Here is a 17,041-nt window from a genome sequence, read left to right as displayed (position 1 = left end):
CCTGGCTCAAACTAAAGTCGGCAGCCTGGCTCAATATTCAATCGGCGCGGACAGGTGTGGCTGGACAGCGACATGCAGTGCTACGCCCCGGCCACAGGCAAGCGTGGCCGCCAGCCCACTTTCTCGGATGCGGCCATCCAGCTCTGCCTGCCTGAGCATCAAATGTCTGCTTGGTTTGGCCTTGCCCCAAAGCCCGGGAATGGTCGAAAGCCTATTGGGCCTAGCCGGTTTGGATTGGAAGGTTCCGGACTTCAGCACCGTCTGCCGCCACCAGAAGAGGTTAAGCGTCAAACCGCCCTACCGACCCAGCACGATGGCACTGGCCCTGCGGGCCTGCCAACGATTCGGGCGTCGAATCGGGAAGAGGTGAAGCAGCTACCACCGACGCAGTTTGGTGGAAACGAAAATGAACTGCTTCAAACGACGGGGCGAACGGGTCATGGCCAAGACGTTTGAGCGTCAGGTAACGGAACAGCATGTCCGCTTAAACGTCCCGACTTTCAAAGCGAGCGACCGGCGCTGCCGCGGGTGAGTCGCAGCAGCGGCAGCGAACTCACTCCCGCACGACGTACGGGCGTCCGCCCAGATGCCGGTGATAGGCACCGAAGCCCCCATCCCGCGCCGCATGGCGGCTGACCAGATCAGCCTGGCCCGAGAGGCGGTCCACCGTCGACAGGATATGGGCATCCAGACTCAGAGGCTCCCGCAGCCCCAGCCAGTTGGGTGCCCCCTTGGCTGCGGTGATGGCGTGGAGGAGTGCCAGGTAATGGGCCTCGGGGAGGATCACCCGGTGCTGGGCCCGGGCCGCGGCAAGCCACTCGAGTACCGTGTGCTTATGGCCCAGCAGAGCCCCGCGTTCCGTCATCTCATAGCGGCTGCGCAGTGCATTGAACTGATACTCCTCCGCCTTACCCGCGTCGTGGAGCAGACTCGCCGCGATCAACACCGGCAGATGCACCTCCGCGTGATGGCTGCCGAGGCTCCGGGCCCGCTCGGCGACTTCCAGCGCGTGGCGGAAGTTACCGTTCCGGCCGTTGTGATGCCCTTGGAGCGAACTCGGCCCCTCAAGATACCGCTGGAAGCGTCGGGGCTCCCAGAACACCGCGTTGAAGAGGTGCTGCAGCGGTCGTCCCAGGCCCTCCCAGAAACGCCCCGCTCGCGCAACGAGCTCCCTGTCCCGGACCCAGGCGTGGGGTACCGTGTCGAAGGGATTGAGGCTCGCCTCGGGCCGTTCGAGCTTCGCCAGCCGGGCGATCCGGATCGCCCCCAGGGTGCTGGTCGGTCGACCCAGCCAGCGGATCGACACGAGGCTGCCGACCGTCAGCCGGCTATCCGGATGCCGGCACAGCCATTCCACCCGCAGCACCGCCCGCTCGTGGAAGACGACCGCCACGTTGAGCAGGTTGCGCTCGTCAAAGGGCAGGCGCTCGATCGACTGGATCCGGAACACCGGCGGCAGGCGGTCGATGACGTGATCCGGCTGGGGCAGTTGGCTCACTGAAAACACAGTTTGGCGGGTATCAGACATGGTCATGAGCTCCTTCAACAACGACGTTTTGCGCAGAAGACGCAAAGCACTCACTCAGCAAGCGTTCAAAAGCGGATCCATCTTTGCGAGTCAGGTTGGGCACATAACGGGAATACACCTTGAACAGCATTTCGGTGCTCGTGTGTCCCATCTGGCGGGCGATCCATTCGGGGTTTTCCCCGGCGGCGAGCCACAATGTCGCGGCGGTATGGCGGGTCTGATATGGCCGTCGCTTCTTGAGCCCGAGGTGCCGCAGCAAGGGGTACCAGATGCGCTTGGTGATGTTGTTGTGGTCCAGCGCGTGACCCGTGCTGCAGCAAAAGACGAAACCTTTCAAGCGTCCGGAACGAGCCAACTGGCGCTTGAGAGCGTCGTACACCACTTGGGACATCTGGATGTCTCGCACTGACTCGATGGTCTTGGCGTCTTCCTCCACCACGCCAAGGACAATGGTTTCCCGCACGAGGATCAGCTGGCGCTCGAAATCCACGTATTTCCACTTGAGGCCATCCACCTCGCCGGTGCGCATACCGGTGAAGAAACGCACCGTGTAGTAATCGCGGAAGTCCTCCCTTACGGTGTCGAGAATGCGTTGCACCTCAGCGAGCGTGAAGGGTTCGACATCGCTCTTGGGGATACGCAGCGGTTTGATGTTGTAGTAAGGACTGGTAAATTTGTATCGGTCGGAGGCTTCTGCCAAGATCAGGCTCATCACATTCATGATGGCGTTGATCCGGCGGGGCGACAGCGTTTCCTTCTTCCGGCCTTTGACTTTGGCGAGTTCGGACCGGAATTGGAGGAGTTCTTCCCGCAGGAGGCTTCCGACATCTCGCGCACCAAAACGAGGCAGCAGGTGCTTGGTGACGATGTCGCTGACAGTGCGCTGGTAAGAGCGCCGCCAAGTCACTTGGTTTTCTAGCTGCCAGGTCTCGGCGAAGGCGCCGATGGTCGGGCGAGTGATGGAGGCTCCAACAGGAACAGGCAGTGGGGGAGCAGAGACCATCGCAGGGCAGTCCACCTGAGGCACAGACTGACAAAGGTCAGTCTCCCGCGGAGCCTCACTTCCCCCGACCGCGAATGTTGCGGCGAGCTTGCTGCCGGGGAAGAAGGCCGAGTAGTCGAAAACCCCTTGGTGAATCTCCAACTCGATTCGCTGCAAGACCTTCTCCAGCCGGCGCCGGTTAGCGGGTGTGTCATCCAACAGAGTTTGTTCTCTGCAACGCACCCCTTGAAAGCGGAAGTCGAAGAACAGTTTTCCGGAGTCCGCCCGGGCTCTGATGCTAGCCATGGCGAGCCTCCTTCTGTGCGGTCTGAGCCCTCAGGTGTTGTACAGACTTCCGAGGCGATCCCGGAATCGCTGCAACCCGGCACGCCACCCCGCTGGCCATGGGAATCATGACTGAACGGGTGCTCTCGGACTGACCACGAGTCGGCGTTGCGGCCTGGACAAGCCCCGCATCTAGGGACTCAAGAGCCATGTCTTTTTCGATCTGCTCCCATACGTAGAGGATCTTTCGACCCCCGAATGGACGGATGTAATGCACACCCTCGAGCAGAACCGAGTCCTTCAGACGTTCTCGGATGGTTCGAACGTCGTACTTGATCCGAGCAGCAAGCTCGTCAGTTGTTAGGTAGGTGTTAGCGGACATGAGGACTTCTCCGTAGAATTGATCTTTCAGCAGGACGTTTTGTTGCTTGATAGCCTCAAAACGATCTACTGGAGACCATTTTACACAAGAAGAAGATCTGTCAAAGACTTTTTTGACCTTCTAGAGATCATTTTTTGTTTTTGGAGCGTAACGTGATCAAGTGCCACCTATCTCGCCTCCTTGGCGAGCGGAAGCTGAAGATCAGCGACGTCACACGGGACACGGGCATCAACCGGGGAACGCTGACCCGCCTGTATCACGAGACAGCCGAACGCGTAGAGCTCGATGTCCTGGATGCACTATGTACCTACCTGAACTGCGGGCTGCCCGACTTACTGGAGTATCAAAGGAGTGAGCTGGCCTCTCCACCCCAACTCCCCGACAGCAACGGATAGGCAGCAGGAGGGAATCACGCACGCATCAGGGGCCGTGCCCGACGGGCACGGTGCCCGACGGGCACGGTGCCCGAAGGTCAAACCCTCCACGGTTCGCAAAACGCGGGATTTTGTCCGGGCACAGAATGGGCACGGTTTGGGCACTGAGTGGGCACAAGCTCCAATCCGAGCCCGAAAAGCAAAAAGGCCCAAGCAACTAAATGCTTGAGCCTTAACGCTTTTATTTGGTTGCGGGGGCAGGATTTGAACCTGCGACCTTCGGGTTATGAGCCCGACGAGCTGCCAGACTGCTCCACCCCGCGTCAGAGGGGGCGAATACTACCCCGCTAGCCGATTTTTGCCAAGTTCTTTTTACAGGCAGTCTGACGCACCCAGCCCAGTCCAAGCAAACCAAGCCCCAACAGCGCAAAGCTGCCGGGTTCCGGAACCTGGCTCTGGGAGAAGCGTTGGTCGAACTGGGTGAGGACGGCGGTATCTGTCGTATCCGCCGCCCACACCAGGATGTTCTTGGTCACCCAAGCGCTTTGCTGCGGCGCGAACGCGGCCGAATCCGAAATCTTGGTGGTCCCGCTGCTGCCGGATAGCGGATCGTCCAGCTGGCTGAACTCGATGTTCTTTTGCCCCAGGTCATCGAGCCCCTCCGCCGTGCCGATCACTTCACGGATATAAGTGCCGAGGTCGTAGCTACCATCCACCATCCAGCTCAGCGTTGCCCCTCCCGATGCAAACGACAAGGTATTACCCGAAACGCGCCGTGCGGGGTCGAGAACAGACACCCGGAAACCGAACATCAGGTCGACGAAGCCAAACACGCCGTCACCAGTGACGCCCAGTTCATTCCGCGACGCCGTGAAACGCAGGCCGGGTCCGGGCTTGTCGCCACCGTCACTGAGCGCCTGGACGTCGATGTTGGACGCATTGAACGAACGGTTGACGTCCGAGGAGGTATAGCTGACCAGCTTCCAGCTGTCGAACAGCTTGTCCCCGGCGCGGATGTTGCCTCCGCTCAGCAGATCGGACAACAGTGCGGCGTGGGCGCCAGCCGCGGCCAGGGACAGCATCAGCCCGGCGGCAATTCGCGACATTTTCATGATGAGCACTCCCTTGGCTAACTCAAGTGATCTTGGACGGCTCCGGCAACCTGCCGGAGCCGGGTCACGCCTTTACTGGATTGCGCAGTTGGCCCGCGTGCACTTGGGAATGCAGACCTTCACGTCCAGCGGATCGATCTTCCCGTCACGATTGGCATCCCGCGGGTCGTTGGCGGTCGGCGTCTGCCCGCGCCCCTTGCTGATCAGGGCGAGGTCGTTCTGGTCGATGTCACCATCCCCGTCCACATCGCATACGGCAGTGCTGATTCCAGCGATCGTCAGGTCATACAAGACCGGCGACTGATTCTGCGCATTGGCTCCCAGATCGGCCTGCACCTGAATGAAACGCCCGGTGCCGTTGAACGCCACGTTGTTGCTCACCGGAGTCCAGGGTTGCAGCGGCAGATTGGCCTGCAGGTCGGCCGAGCGCACCTTGACCGTCAGGGAGCCTCCGGTCGGCACCAGCTCGTGCCAGCTGACCGTCCCCCACTTTGCGCCCGCTGCACCACCGTCGTAGATGACCGCCCAGTTGCCGCTCGGAGTGGTCTGCCCCAGCACCGTCGATCCACTCGCGTCACTGTAGGTGTAGGGGTTGTCACCGACCTGCACCATGCCGAGGGGCGCCCCATCACTGCCCCGGTACTTCATGATCCGGTTGCCAGTGCGGCTGACCTGCCACAGGTTGTTGTCCTGGTCCGGGATCACGCCCCGGGTTTCACTGGCTAGCTGGGTCGGCGCCGTCCACGCGATCGTGCCGTTGGCATGGTATTTGGTCAGCCCGCCCGAGCCGTACGGCCCGGTGATGATGTCGCCGGCGCCGTCCACACCGATCCCCGTGGAATAGTAGCCAGGCCCCTGGGCCGGCAGGGAGAACGTATTGGTGGCCGGGTTGAACTGGACATAGCTGACTGCGTTGCCGATCGCGCCAAGATAGACCATGCCGTTGCCCAGTGCGATACCGTAGTTCTGGTAGCTGCTGCCGAAGGAGGCGACGGTCCACGGCCCGACGTTGCTCTGGGTATTGGTGATCTTGCCGAGCACCCCCGTCAGTGACGCAGACCACAGGGTCCCGTTGGCATCGATCAGGCAGCCATAGGGTGTCCAGCTACCGGCGCTGGGTTGCCCGGCGGTCGGCGCAGTGCTGACGGGGCCGGCCAGGATCGCGCCATTGACGGAGCTGACCTTGTAATAGGTCTGAGCGTTGTAGAGCCCCACCCACAGATTCCCGTCGGTACCGATGCACAGGGAGCGTCCGAGTCCGTTGGCCGGGCCGACCGTAACAGCCCAGGCCACGCGCTCATCAGTGAGTTCAGCGGGGTCGAGGACCCCGTTGCCGTTCGAGTCCGCCAGCGACAGGATCTCACCGGCGCCGATGATGCCGTTGTTGTCCGTATCCGACGAGGTGTCGATGACGCTGTTGCCATTACGGTCGATCCCGCCCTGGGTCAGGATCTTCATCAGCATCGCCGGCCGGCCTTCGAAGTGGCGATTCAGCACATAGGCGTTGCCGTCCTTGTCCACCGCTGTGCGTGACGGCGCCGGCCCCGTCCACGGCGCGCCAAGGTGGGCATAGTAGCCGGGCTGGCCCGCCGGGCCGAACCAGGTGCGATAACGCGCGATCTCCTTGTTGTTCAGCGTGTCGATCTTGCTGACCGTGTCCTCCCCCGCATTGGCGACCCACAGCACCGGGAAGGTCGAGGTCACCGTGTTGAGTTGCAGCTGGTTGCTGTTCGGCGCGTTGTGGTTGACGTTGACCGCTGTGCCCAGATCGAAATCGGCATCGAGGGTATAAGTCTTTCCGGCGGCACCGGCCTGCATACAGGTCAAGGCACAGCCAACCGAGAGGACGATCTGGCTCAGTTTGAGCGTTCTGTTCTTGGTCATGATGGCTTTCCTAACGAGATGAGCGGTTCAGGACGAGGGACGCGCGCCAGTCGCGCCCGTCCGCCAGGCCGGATTGCAGCGGCGAGCCGGCAAACGGCGTGGGTTCCAGCTCGAGGGACTGGCTATGGGTGATGCGCTGCGGTTGCGCCGCTTCGATATCCACCCGGTACAGTTGAGTGATGGGCGCGCGCATGCTGGCGAAAACCACCGTGCGGCCATCCACCCAACGCGGCTCGAAATCATCCCGCGGGTGATTGGAGACATTGCGGGGCGCCGTTCCGTCTGCATTGACCACGTAGATCTCCGAGCGGACGAGGTCGTCGCGGCTGGACACGAAGGCGATATGCCGGCCGTCCGGAGACCAATGCGGCGAATAGTTGTCACCCTGGTCACGGGTGATCTGCCGTGCCTCCGAACCATCCGCACGCATCACCATCAGATTGACCGGCTGCTTGTCCTCCGCGGTGGTGAAGACCAGCCAGCGGCCATCGGGGGACAGATCGGCCTCTCCCTTCCCACCCCGCGAGATCGCAGAGGTAAGGTCCTTCAGGCCGCTGCCATCCACCTGGATGGCGTGCAGCTGGTTCTTGTTGCCGACGCCCATCAGGAAATACAGCGTCTTCCCGTCGGGCGACCAGATCGGCGCCCCCCCACTCAGTTCGCCGCTGGCCGCGGTGATGGCCCGCTGCGCACTGCCGTCTGCATTCATCACATGGATGTTGCTGCGCCCTTCGCGGGTCGACACGAAGGCGATCCGGGCGCCATCCGGCGACCAGGCGGGCCGCACGTCGATGGCCGGATCGTTGGTCAGCCGGCGGGAGTCACAGCCGTCCGCATTGGAAACGTAGATTTCTGGATTTCCGTCCCGGGTCGAGGTAAAAGCGATCCGCCGCCCGTCCGGCGACCAGGCGGGCTGATTGTTCCCTCCCTGACTGAAGGTCAGGCGGGTTTCCGCACCACCGTCGTCCGCCGCGCGATAGATCTGCATGTGGCCATCGCGGTTAGATACGAACAGGACACCGGGCCCGGCGGCCCAGGCGGCACCGACGCACAGCGACGCAAGAACTCCCCCGGCAAGCCCCGCCCGCCAGGCACGCTTGTTATTCATTGTGGTCTCCCTGAGAGGACGGAATCAGGGATTGACCGGAACGACCAGGGCGGACCCGAGAGGCGCCCCCTTGCCATCCAGCACCTTGATTTCGTAGCGCCCAGTGGCGCCGGCACTCAGCTCATACTGGAAGGTACCGCTGGTGCTACTGGCAATCGCCCGCGAACTCTGCTTGCCGGCGGGATCAGTGACCACGACGGTCAAGGCACTGCTGGGAGGGAAGTTGCCACCGCTGAACACGGCCCGCTCACTGAGCGTGATGGATGAAGGACCGCTGAGCGTGGGGCCGCCAGCATGAGCGCCGGCAGCCAGCACCGTCAGACAGCCCATCAGGATGAAACGCAGATGTCCGTACCTGTTGCACATAATTTTCTCCCCTTGCGAAGACAAACCAAGCAACCATCACTACCATCCGCCCCATCGGCACGCATTTCCCATACCACAAATCAAACCCATTGAATTTATGGTTCTTTCCATATATCCATTATTCGACAACACGAAATTTGTAAAAAAAACCGACATGGCAGCATGGTCATACTGGCTGCCGACGAATTTGCCAGATCTAGGGAAGCACTTGGCAAAAAATGGCGATGACATCAAGCGGGGAAAATTCAGGGGCGCCGGGTCTCGGACAGGGACGGAGTAGCCGGCGCCAGGGGATCGACGCGGAAGATCCAGTCGGAGTAATGGACACTCCCCTCCCGCGGCGGCTTCACCCTAATGAAGTCGGGCAGCACCCCGGTGCGCAGGGGTTCCCGCTCCGACCGGCTGTGCACGCCGACGATCCGCTCGCCCTCCCGAACCGGTACCCAGTCCGCCAGCCCCGTCATCGGATCCCGGTACAGGCGGCGCAGATGGCGGCGTACGTAGGGCACACGGCGATCCTCGAGCAAATCGTCGAGGGTCTGCGGGAAGTCGCTACGCCCGGCCGGGGAGTCCGCGCGGTAACGCGCGATGGCGCGGGCGATTTCACCGCCGGCGAAGATGAGCTCGGTCTCCCTTTCGCGCCATGCTGTCGTGGACCAGACGCTGCCGAAACGGGCCAGCCCCAGGCCCAGGCCAAAGACGGCAAACAGCATCAGCAGATAGAGGCCCCCTGCCTGGCGGTGGCGCGGACTCATAGCTCGCCGTAGCGGCGCCCGTCGCGGGCAAGCCCTTCCGCGCCGCTATGCAGATCAGAGACACCGCCGTTGGTGCCGTCCGGCGCCGGGGTCAGCTGCCAGCTGTCGCGCCTCTCGGTCAGTGGGTCGAGGGGCAGCGCACGCAGGTAGCGTCGGCTCACCAGTTCATCGAGGTCGCGCGGATAGCGCCCGGCATCCCCGTAGAACTTGTCGATGGCATCGCGGGTGACGGTCAGCGTTTCCAGCAGGGCGGCTTCCCGGGCCTTTTCCAAATGACCGAAATAGCGCGGCGCGGCGATCGCCAGCAATAGTGCGACGATCGCCATCACCACCAGCAGTTCCACCAGCGTGAAGCCGCGCACCAGCCGGCGCCTTGCGGAGTCCATCACCTCACCACTCCCGGTAGCGGATGCCGTTCAGGCCAAGGCCCTCGGCCCGCGAAAACACGTCGAACACGTCATCCCCCTCGGCAGGGGCGTCCGGCGGGCTGGCATAGCTGCGCAGCCCCCAGGTCTCCTCGGCCGGGACTTTGGGATCCGGATGCAGCGGGTCGCGGGGAATCCGGCGCAGGATGTAGATCTTTCGGGGCAGGGGCGAGCGCAGGTCGGACAGCCCCGTCATCAGGTCGGACAGCCGCGGCGGGTAGCCGCTACCGTCAGCCGGGCGGGCGATCCGCCCTTCATCGGCAAGGCGCTTGTAGGTATCGATCCCCTCGCGGATCTGGCGCAGGGCCAGGCGCAACTCGCTCTCCCTCGCACGCTGCACAGTCAGCTGCAGCACCGGCACGGCAATGGACGCCAGGATCCCGACGATGGCTACCGTGACCACCATCTCGATGAGCGTAAAGCCTCGCGCCCGCATCGTCGCCAGCCTAGGGATGGACGCGCACCACCGCCGGCGCCGGCAGCGCCAGCTGACGCTCCGCGCCGCCGACCCGCAGGCTGCTGCTGGCCAGCTCGAAGACGGCACCGCCGAAAGCGCCCTGGCGGACGCGGAAGCGCGCCCCGCCCCGGTTTGGGCTGCCAAGCTGCAGGCTCAGCGTCCTCGTCCCGCCGGTAGCGCCCGGATCGTCCGCCGGGACGAGCAACGCCGGATCGTAGCGCAGGACGACAGTGCCGCTCTCCAGGCCGTCGAGAGGCAACTGCACACTGACCGTGAATTCATCGCCTCCCCCGACCTCCTCTGGCACCCGCAGGCTGAACGGACTGTCCACCGCCGGCGCAGTAGAAGGCACGGACGCAGGCATCACCACGGCGGGCGCCGCCGGGATGGCGCCCACCGGACTGAAGGACATACCAGCCGAGGCCTGCGGCCCCAGTTGCAGCGGCGCCCCGCCAACCACCGACTCGGTCCCGGCGGCCAGGGTGGCCGTGGCTGGATCCGGGCGGACGATGTTGCGCACCACCCGCGGCGTGATCAGCAGCACGATCTCGGTCTTGCTCTCGCTATCCCGCTGACTGCTGAACAAGCGCCCGACCGCCGGCATTTCGCCGAGGCCCGGCAGCCGGTTGGCCGAGGTCCGCTCCTCGTCGCTGATCAGGCCGGCCAGCACCTGGGTCTCCCCATCCCGCAGGCGCAGGGACGTGATTGCACTGCGCGTGCCCACCTGGTAGGCCAGGGAGCTGGACGGCCCCATCACCTCCTTGACGATGCTGCTCACCTCCAGGCTGACCTTGATGGCCACTTCGTCATCCAGATGCACGGAGGGCTCGACCTCCAGCTTGAGGCCCACGTCAAGATAATTGACCGACGCCGACACCCCCACGTTGGCCGTCGAGGTCGTGGTGAACACCGGCAGTTTCTCGCCGATGTGGATCTTCGCCTTGTCCCGGTTGCGCACGCGGATGCGCGGATTGGCGAGGATGTTGGAGCTGCCGTCCTGATCATGCAGGTTGAGCAGCAGGGCCGGATTGGCCACGTAGGGCACCAGGGCGCCGGTGTTGCGCAGGCTTACGTTGCCGGGCAGCAGCTGGCCGCCCAGATTCTGGGTGATGGTCGTTCCCGTCGTGGTGGTCACCGCACTGGTCGTATTGGGCTGCAGCAGGCCATAGCCGATCTGGTCAGGGAAGCGCAGCCCCAGCTCGAGGAGCTTGTTGCGGCTGATTTCCATCACCTCCACCTCCAGCATCACCTCAGGCTCGGCGAGATCCAGGCTGGCCAGCAGCTTCTCGACCAGGCGAACGGCCTCCGGGGTGTCCTTGACGATCAGCAGGTTGAGCTTTTCGTCGACGAACACATCGCGGCTCTTGACCATCTGTTTCACCAGCACCTGGGCCTGGGCCACGCTGGCATTAGCCAGATAGAAGCTGCGCGTGACGAACTCCTGGTAGTCCTTCTGCTTGGCCGGGGTATTCGGATAGATCAGCACCGAGTTGCCGTTGAGCAGCTTGCGCTCGAGCTGCTGGGTCACCATCAGCAGCTTGAGCACGTCATCGATGCTGTTGTTGCGCACGAAGATCGTCACTTTCGCATCGGCACGCACGTCCCGGTCGAACACGAAGTTGAGCCCGGAGGCACGCGACAGGGCCTCGAACACGCCGCGCAGCGGCGCATCGCGGAACTCCAGGCTAACCGGCCTGGCCAGCGGCCCCTGCAGTGCGGCCGGGGTGTTGTCGCGGGTGGCGGCCCGCTCGTCGAGGCGGCGCAGCAAGCTGCGCGCCCCCGCATGGGCCGGGTCCTGGGCCAGCACGGCGCGGGCGCGGGCTTCGGCCCCGGCCAGGTCGCCACGCGCGAAATACTGCTCGGCCTCCAGGGCTTGCCCGTGGCGCTGGCGTGCGGCGGCAATCGCCTCGGCACCGGCCAGTACGCGCGGATGGTTGGGGTCGAACTGGCGGGCCAGCGCCAGGGCTTGTTCCGCCTCGTCGAAACGCCCGGCGACGCGGGCCTGCTCGGCCATCGCCAACTGGCGCACGGTCAGGATGTCGCGCTGGCGGAGATAGTAAGCGCGCAGTTCGAGGTTCTTCGGCTCGGCACCAACCCGCTCGCGCAGGTCTCGCAGCGCGCTCTCCGGATTGCCGCCGGCAAAGGCCTGCCGACTCTCCTCCAGCGCCCGGTTGGAGGTGCACGCGCAACACAGCAGCAACAGGCACAAGGCGGCCGACAGGCGCCGCAGGATCGGAGTGGTCATGGCACGGCCCCCGTAGCGAGGCTCTGGATCTGGTTGAGCGGGAGATACAGGAAGTCGATGCGATCACGGCGGATCGCCGTCACCCGGTAGCGCGCGTCCATCTGCTCGCCGGCATGCAGCACCCGCAGCGTGTCCCCCTCGGCCAGGAAAGCCAGCTGGCGGCCATCCTCCTCGAGCATGCCGAGATAACGGAAAGGGAGCGCCGGCGCACTTGGCGGAGGGGGCGGCGGCGCGACGGGCGGAGGCGGCGCGAAGCTGCGTACGGCAAAGAGGTCGGCAGCCACGCCTTCCTTCTGCAGCGGTGGCGGGCGCCGGTCGAGCAGATCCAGCCCGCCGGCACTGCCCGCCTTCGCCACCGGCGCAGCGCCACGCGATGCCCGCGATGGCTCGCCAGGACCGTCCTCGTCGCTGTCGACAACGGCGGCCCACCAGCTGGCGGCCAGGCTCAGGAACAGGGCTGCGCCCAGGACATTTTGGCGTTTCATGGCGCCCTTCGCAGGAAGAATGCCAACTGCACGCGGGCTTCCAGCTGCGGCTCATCGATGCGCTCGCGGCGCAGGGACACCGACTCCAGCGCCAGCTCGGGCATTTCCGCCACGAGGTCGTCGAGCCAGGCACGCAATACCGGATAGCTGCCGCGGGCGGGCAAGTCGAGAGTTACCCGCTCCAGCGGCGTGCCCGCCTCAGCCGCCGTCCGATAGTCAGCCCGCTCGAGTGCCACGCCACGGGCCTGGGCATGGCCATGCAGGCGCACCAGCAGGTCGGGCAAGGTCGTGCCGACGGGAAAGCCGGCGTAGAACGCCTCCAGCCGCTGACGCGCCGACGCCTGCGGGCGGGCCGGCTGGTGCAGCCGCCGGGCCAGCGCCTGCGCCTCCTGCCCAAGGGACTCGACTTCGGCCTCCAGCGCGTGATTGCCGCTGTAGTCGAAGCTCAAGGCGCAGACCAGCAGCGCAAAACCGAGCACGCCCGCCCAGCCGGCCCGCCGGAACGCCCGGCCGGCGGACTCCTGCACGTCGGCCAGCAGGATCCTCGCCCGCGCGCTCATGGCTTGCCCTCCCAGCGGGCCGCCAGCGTGAAACCGACGCTCGGCACGCTGGCCGATGCCTGGAAGGCGTAGCTCACCAGGCGCACTTCGGCCAGCCCCCCGGCTCCCTCCAGGCGCCGGGCGAAGGCAAAGACCTCCGGCAGGTTGCGCGCCTCGCCCACCAGCTTGACGGTCCCCCGCGGCCCTTCGAGATCCACGCCGAGCACGGCGATGCCCGGATCGTCGGCAGCCCCCTCGAGGGCCGCGAAGACGCCGGGCCAGTCCCGTCGCAGCAGGCGAGCCACGCCCAGCGCCGGCCGCAGTTCCTGCTCGCTCACCACGCCGGCCGCCGGACGCAGACCGGCCTGCCGGTCGATGGCCCGCCTGAAGCGCTCCACCCACCGGAGCGCCTCATCACGCTGGTTTTCAAGCACCGCGTATTCGTGCATCACGCCAGCCAGCGCAGCGACGCCGGTGGCCAGCATCAGTGCGCCGACCCAGCCGAGGCGTCGCCCCTGTCCGGCAAAGTCCAGCGCCAGCGGGGGCGGCGCCCGCCGCAGGCCGAAGCGCCGCGTGGACGAAGGGCCGTCCACGGCCTCGGCCTTCCAGCCGGCGGGCAGCCCGGCGATGTCCGTCGCGCCTGCGAGGTAGAGCGTGCCACCGGCCGGCAGCTCACCGCGCCCGACCAGTTGGGGCAGGAGGCCCGCCAGGCTCTCCTCCACGCCGACTCCGGTCAGGCTGCGGATGGCCAGCCAGCGTCCGTCCTGCCACAGGCCGAGGGTCAGCCGCCCGTCGCACGCACGGGCCAGCGCCCCGTCGGCCGCCAGCCTGCGGCTCAGGGGGTTGTAGCTTTCGACGAAATCCGTCGACAGGCTGCGCAGCTTCAGGCCCCGCTGCTCGACAAGGTCGTCCACCGCCGCCACCAGCGCCATCGGCAAAGCCAGCGCCAGGCAGGGATGAACCACCGCATCCCGGTCGGCCAGCACGCGCCAGCCGTCGACGCTGCCGAAGATCTCCGCAAAACGATGGCGCAGCCAGCTGTCCCGCTCGCCCCGCAGCAAACCTGCCGGCCACAGGACGCGGAAGTAGCGCGCATGGCAATCGGCCACCCGAACCTCAAGGTGGGCGTGGCGCGGCAGCTCCGGCAAGGCCGCGAGGCTCGCCGACCAGTCGGCAGCCAGCGGTAGCTCCAGGTCCGCCCGTCCGCGCCGACTCACGCGCAGGCTGGCCGGGCCGATGTGCAGGCGGATCCGCTCAGGCCACAAACGTGACACGGTTCAACTCCTGCAAAGTGGTCAGCCCCTCACGCACCAGGGCCAGACCCGCCTGGCGCAGGCTGACGAAGCCACGCTGCCGCACGCGCTCCTTGAGCTGGCGCAGCGGCGCGCGCGCCACGATCAGGTCACGCAACTCATCGTCGAGTAGCAACACCTCGGCGATCGCCCGCCGGCCTCGGTAGCCCGAGCCGCGACACAGACCGCAACCTGTGCCGGCACGAAAGCGGTAGCCCGCGGCCGCCCCGTCCGCGCCGAGGCCCGACTCGTCGAGCAGCGCCGGCGCCACCGCCACGTCGGCGGCGCAGCCCGGGCAGTTGATACGCACCAGGCGCTGGGCCACCACGCCGTTGAGGGCAGCCACCAGGTTGTAGGGATCGACCCCCATGTGCATGAAGCGCCCGATCACGTCGAAGGCATTGTTGGCATGCACCGTGGTGAACACGAGGTGGCCGGTGAGAGCGGCCTGGACGGCGATTTCGGCGGTTTCCGGGTCGCGGATCTCTCCGACCATGATCTTGTCCGGATCGTGGCGCAGGATGGAGCGCAGGCCGCGGGCGAAACTCAGCCCCTTCTTCTCATTCACCGGGATCTGCAGCACGCCGGGCAACTGGTACTCCACCGGGTCCTCGATGGTGACGATCTTGTCCTGCCCGGTATTGGTTTCCGACAACAGCGCGTAGAGGCTGGTGGTCTTGCCCGATCCGGTCGGGCCGGTCACCAACAGCATGCCGTAGGGCTCGCCGGCCATGCGCCGCAGCTGGCTGCGCACCGCCGCGTCGAAGCCCAGGGCGTCCAGCGTCAGGCCTGCCATCTCGCGGGTCAGATGTTCCTTGTCGAGGATGCGCAGCACCGCGTCTTCGCCGTGGATGCTCGGCATGATGGACACCCGGAAATCGATCGCCCGACCGCCGGCCTGGACCTTGAAACGTCCGTCCTGGGGAATCCGGCGCTCGGCGATGTCCAGCTCGGCCAGTACCTTGAGCCGGGAAATCGCCTGCTCCGCCAGTTCACCGCCTTGCACCCCGCCAACCCGCGCCAGCACCCCGTCCACCCGGAACTTGACCACCAGCCCGCCCGGCACGCATTCCAGGTGAATGTCGCTGGCGCCCTGCTGGATGGCGTCGTAGAGGGTGGAATTGACCAGCTTGACAACCGGGCTGGCATCACCGGCGATGCGCCTGAGGGACAGATCCTCGCCGCCGCCGTCACCGGCCGCCGCGCTGCCGTCGAGCAGCTCGGCCACCACCCGGTGGTTGGCCTCGTGGCGCGCCAGGCAGGCGGCCAGGTCGTCCCGCTCCACCAGGCGCAGCTGGAAGGCTTCGGCCAGGCTCGCCCCAAGTCCGTCTACCAGATCCGTGTCGAAGGGATCGACCAGCGCGACACTCAGCCTGCCACTCTCATCGCGGAGGGCCAGGGCTTCCCGGCGCAAGGCGGTATCGAACGAGAGAACCGCGAAATCCGGCTCCAGCGCAAACAGGGTCCGGTGATCGAGGGGCATGATCCCGGTGGTGGTGGCCAGGCGCAGCTGGAAATCCGCTCCCGCCTCCCGTGCCAGGACGTCCATCACCTTTCCGCCGGAACGCCGGGCGAGCCGTGCGGCCTCGGCCAGGGCATCGAGGGAAAAGGGCTGCGCGCCGGAAAGAGCGTCGTTCCGGTTCATTGAATGCTCTCCGCAACCTGGAAGATGGGCAGGTAAAGCATCACCAGCACCAGCCCCACGGCCATGGCGACAATCAGCATCAGCAGCGGGCCAGCCAGCCGCGTCACGACCTCCAACTGGCGGGCGCTCTCCTCCTCGTGGAACTCTGCCGCCCGTTCGAGCATTTCGCCGAGCTTGCCGGCCCGCTCGCCGACCGCCAGCATGCGCAGGGCCACCGGCGTGGCGAGGGCGTGGCGCTGCAGGGCAGCCGAGAAACGCTCGCCGTTACGGATGTCCGCCGCGGCCGCCCCCAGGCCCGCGCGCAGGCGTGGCGACAGCAGCCCCTCCACCATGCCCATCGCGGCGACCGCCGGAATGCCCCCACGCAGCAGCATGCCCAGGGTCCGGTATAGTCGCGCCAGCTCGAACACCCGCAGCTGCCCCCCAATCCGCGGGAGGCGCCAGGCCAACCCCAGCAGCGCCGCCCAGATGTCCTGCCGGCGCAACAAGGCAAGCAGCCCGGCCACGCCACCGCAGGCCAGCACCGCCAGCACGTCGCCCCGCCCCTCCACCAGGCGCCCCCAATCGAGCAACAGGCGGGACAGCCATGGCAAATCGCCACCGACAGTCTCGAAGACACGGGCGAAACGTGGCACCACATACACCAGCAGAAACAGCATGACGGCCGCCCCCACCACCAGCAGCAACAAGGGATAGAGCGCTGCGGCAACCAGCCTGTCGCGCACGAACTCGATCTGCCGCTGGTAGGCGATGTAGCGCCCCAAGGCAGGGGCCAGATCGCTGGTCCGCTCCGCCGCACGCATGGTGGCGACATACAGTTCGGGGAAGCAGTCCGGCCGGGCCGCCAGTGCCGCCGACAGCGGCCGTCCCTCGCGCAGCGCGGCAATCAGCACCGCCAGCACCTGCCGGATGGCAGGCCGCATCTCCTTCTCGGCCAGCGCGCTCAGGGATTCGGCCAGCGGAATACCGGCCGTCAGCAGAGCAAGCAGTTCCTGATTCAACAGCAACAACGGAAAACGCCCGCCGCGCACCGCCCCCGACAGCAACAGCGTAGCCGACAGCACACCAAGCCCCTGCGCCTCAGCCAGGCGGCGGGCAGCCGCCTCGTCGGCGGCTTCGAGCTCGATGTCCTCGATCACGTTGGCGGCAGTGACTGCCCTGATGCGGAATCGCATGG

At 65.8% G+C, this 17,041-nt stretch carries 16 protein-coding genes, 1 tRNA gene and 2 pseudogenes; 2 read left to right on the top strand and 17 right to left on the bottom strand.

Annotation, left to right across the window (positions count from 1 at the left end; genetic code table 11):
- Positions 1 to 54: 54 nt before the first annotated feature.
- A pseudogene (locus tag ACE3RX_RS15495) lies at positions 55 to 532 on the top strand (transposase); the annotation flags it as partial.
- 21 nt (positions 533 to 553) lie between these two features.
- On the opposite strand, the gene ACE3RX_RS15490 reads toward ACE3RX_RS15495, so the two are convergent.
- The 3 genes and pseudogenes from ACE3RX_RS15490 to ACE3RX_RS15480 form a co-directional block, all read right to left on the bottom strand.
- Positions 554 to 1,528 (bottom strand): HD domain-containing protein, encoded by a 975-nt coding sequence (locus ACE3RX_RS15490; RefSeq protein ID WP_374485620.1) that lies wholly within the window; start codon positions 1,526 to 1,528, stop codon positions 554 to 556.
- A complete protein-coding gene (locus ACE3RX_RS15485; RefSeq protein WP_374485616.1) occupies positions 1,521 to 2,816 on the bottom strand; it encodes an Arm DNA-binding domain-containing protein in 1,296 nt (431 codons plus the stop codon). The genes ACE3RX_RS15490 and ACE3RX_RS15485 overlap by 8 nt, the downstream gene beginning before the upstream one ends.
- Positions 2,817 to 2,988: 172 nt before the next feature.
- A pseudogene (locus tag ACE3RX_RS15480) lies at positions 2,989 to 3,177 on the bottom strand (hypothetical protein); the annotation flags it as partial.
- 152 nt (positions 3,178 to 3,329) lie between these two features.
- Between ACE3RX_RS15480 and ACE3RX_RS15475 the strand changes: the two are divergent.
- Positions 3,330 to 3,572 carry a helix-turn-helix domain-containing protein gene (locus ACE3RX_RS15475; protein ID WP_374485608.1) on the top strand — a complete coding sequence of 81 codons (243 nt, stop codon included), beginning with the start codon at positions 3,330 to 3,332 and terminating at the stop codon, positions 3,570 to 3,572.
- Between the two features lie 225 nt (positions 3,573 to 3,797).
- Here ACE3RX_RS15475 and ACE3RX_RS15470 read toward each other — a convergent pair.
- From ACE3RX_RS15470 to ACE3RX_RS15405, 14 genes are all read right to left on the bottom strand, one after another.
- Positions 3,798 to 3,874: transfer RNA gene (locus ACE3RX_RS15470), tRNA-Met, on the bottom strand.
- 24 nt (positions 3,875 to 3,898) lie between these two features.
- Positions 3,899 to 4,663, bottom strand: a complete 765-nt coding sequence (locus ACE3RX_RS15465) for a PEP-CTERM sorting domain-containing protein (RefSeq protein WP_374485605.1) — start codon at positions 4,661 to 4,663, stop codon at positions 3,899 to 3,901.
- Between the two features lie 72 nt (positions 4,664 to 4,735).
- Positions 4,736 to 6,547 (bottom strand): hypothetical protein, encoded by a 1,812-nt coding sequence (locus ACE3RX_RS15460; protein WP_374485602.1) that lies wholly within the window; start codon positions 6,545 to 6,547, stop codon positions 4,736 to 4,738.
- A 10-nt stretch (positions 6,548 to 6,557) separates the two neighbouring features.
- Positions 6,558 to 7,655, bottom strand: a complete 1,098-nt coding sequence (locus tag ACE3RX_RS15455) for a hypothetical protein (RefSeq protein WP_374485599.1) — start codon at positions 7,653 to 7,655, stop codon at positions 6,558 to 6,560.
- Between the two features lie 24 nt (positions 7,656 to 7,679).
- Entirely contained in the window at positions 7,680 to 8,021 is a 342-nt protein-coding gene (locus ACE3RX_RS15450) for a hypothetical protein (RefSeq protein ID WP_374485595.1), read from the bottom strand.
- Positions 8,022 to 8,266: 245 nt separating this feature from the next.
- Entirely contained in the window at positions 8,267 to 8,776 is a 510-nt protein-coding gene (locus ACE3RX_RS15445) for a type II secretion system protein (RefSeq protein WP_374485591.1), read from the bottom strand.
- On the bottom strand, positions 8,773 to 9,162 hold the full coding sequence (locus tag ACE3RX_RS15440; RefSeq protein ID WP_374485587.1) for a type IV pilin protein: 390 nt from the start codon (positions 9,160 to 9,162) through the stop codon (positions 8,773 to 8,775). The genes ACE3RX_RS15445 and ACE3RX_RS15440 overlap by 4 nt, the downstream gene beginning before the upstream one ends.
- 4 nt (positions 9,163 to 9,166) lie before the next feature.
- Positions 9,167 to 9,637: a type II secretion system protein gene (locus ACE3RX_RS15435; protein ID WP_374485585.1), complete on the bottom strand. Its 471-nt coding sequence runs from the start codon at positions 9,635 to 9,637 to the stop codon at positions 9,167 to 9,169.
- A gap of 10 nt (positions 9,638 to 9,647) precedes the next feature.
- Positions 9,648 to 11,903 carry a secretin N-terminal domain-containing protein gene (locus ACE3RX_RS15430; protein ID WP_374485583.1) on the bottom strand — a complete coding sequence of 752 codons (2,256 nt, stop codon included), beginning with the start codon at positions 11,901 to 11,903 and terminating at the stop codon, positions 9,648 to 9,650.
- Positions 11,900 to 12,388, bottom strand: a complete 489-nt coding sequence (locus ACE3RX_RS15425) for a hypothetical protein (protein ID WP_374485580.1) — start codon at positions 12,386 to 12,388, stop codon at positions 11,900 to 11,902. The genes ACE3RX_RS15430 and ACE3RX_RS15425 overlap by 4 nt, the downstream gene beginning before the upstream one ends.
- Positions 12,385 to 12,948: a GspMb/PilO family protein gene (locus tag ACE3RX_RS15420; RefSeq protein ID WP_374485576.1), complete on the bottom strand. Its 564-nt coding sequence runs from the start codon at positions 12,946 to 12,948 to the stop codon at positions 12,385 to 12,387. Before ACE3RX_RS15420 ends, ACE3RX_RS15425 begins: the two co-directional genes overlap by 4 nt.
- Positions 12,945 to 14,201 (bottom strand): PilN domain-containing protein, encoded by a 1,257-nt coding sequence (locus ACE3RX_RS15415; RefSeq protein ID WP_374485572.1) that lies wholly within the window; start codon positions 14,199 to 14,201, stop codon positions 12,945 to 12,947. Before ACE3RX_RS15415 ends, ACE3RX_RS15420 begins: the two co-directional genes overlap by 4 nt.
- A complete protein-coding gene (locus tag ACE3RX_RS15410; protein ID WP_374485568.1) occupies positions 14,182 to 15,864 on the bottom strand; it encodes a GspE/PulE family protein in 1,683 nt (560 codons plus the stop codon). Before ACE3RX_RS15410 ends, ACE3RX_RS15415 begins: the two co-directional genes overlap by 20 nt.
- Positions 15,861 to 17,039, bottom strand: a complete 1,179-nt coding sequence (locus ACE3RX_RS15405) for a type II secretion system F family protein (RefSeq protein WP_374485565.1) — start codon at positions 17,037 to 17,039, stop codon at positions 15,861 to 15,863. Before ACE3RX_RS15405 ends, ACE3RX_RS15410 begins: the two co-directional genes overlap by 4 nt.
- Between the last annotated feature and the right edge of the window lie 2 nt (positions 17,040 to 17,041).

This window comes from Zoogloea sp. (assembly GCF_041914405.1).
GTDB lineage: Bacteria > Pseudomonadota > Gammaproteobacteria > Burkholderiales > Rhodocyclaceae > Zoogloea.
The sequence above is the reverse complement of the archived record's forward strand: the minus strand, read 5'-3'. Positions and strand labels throughout refer to the sequence as shown.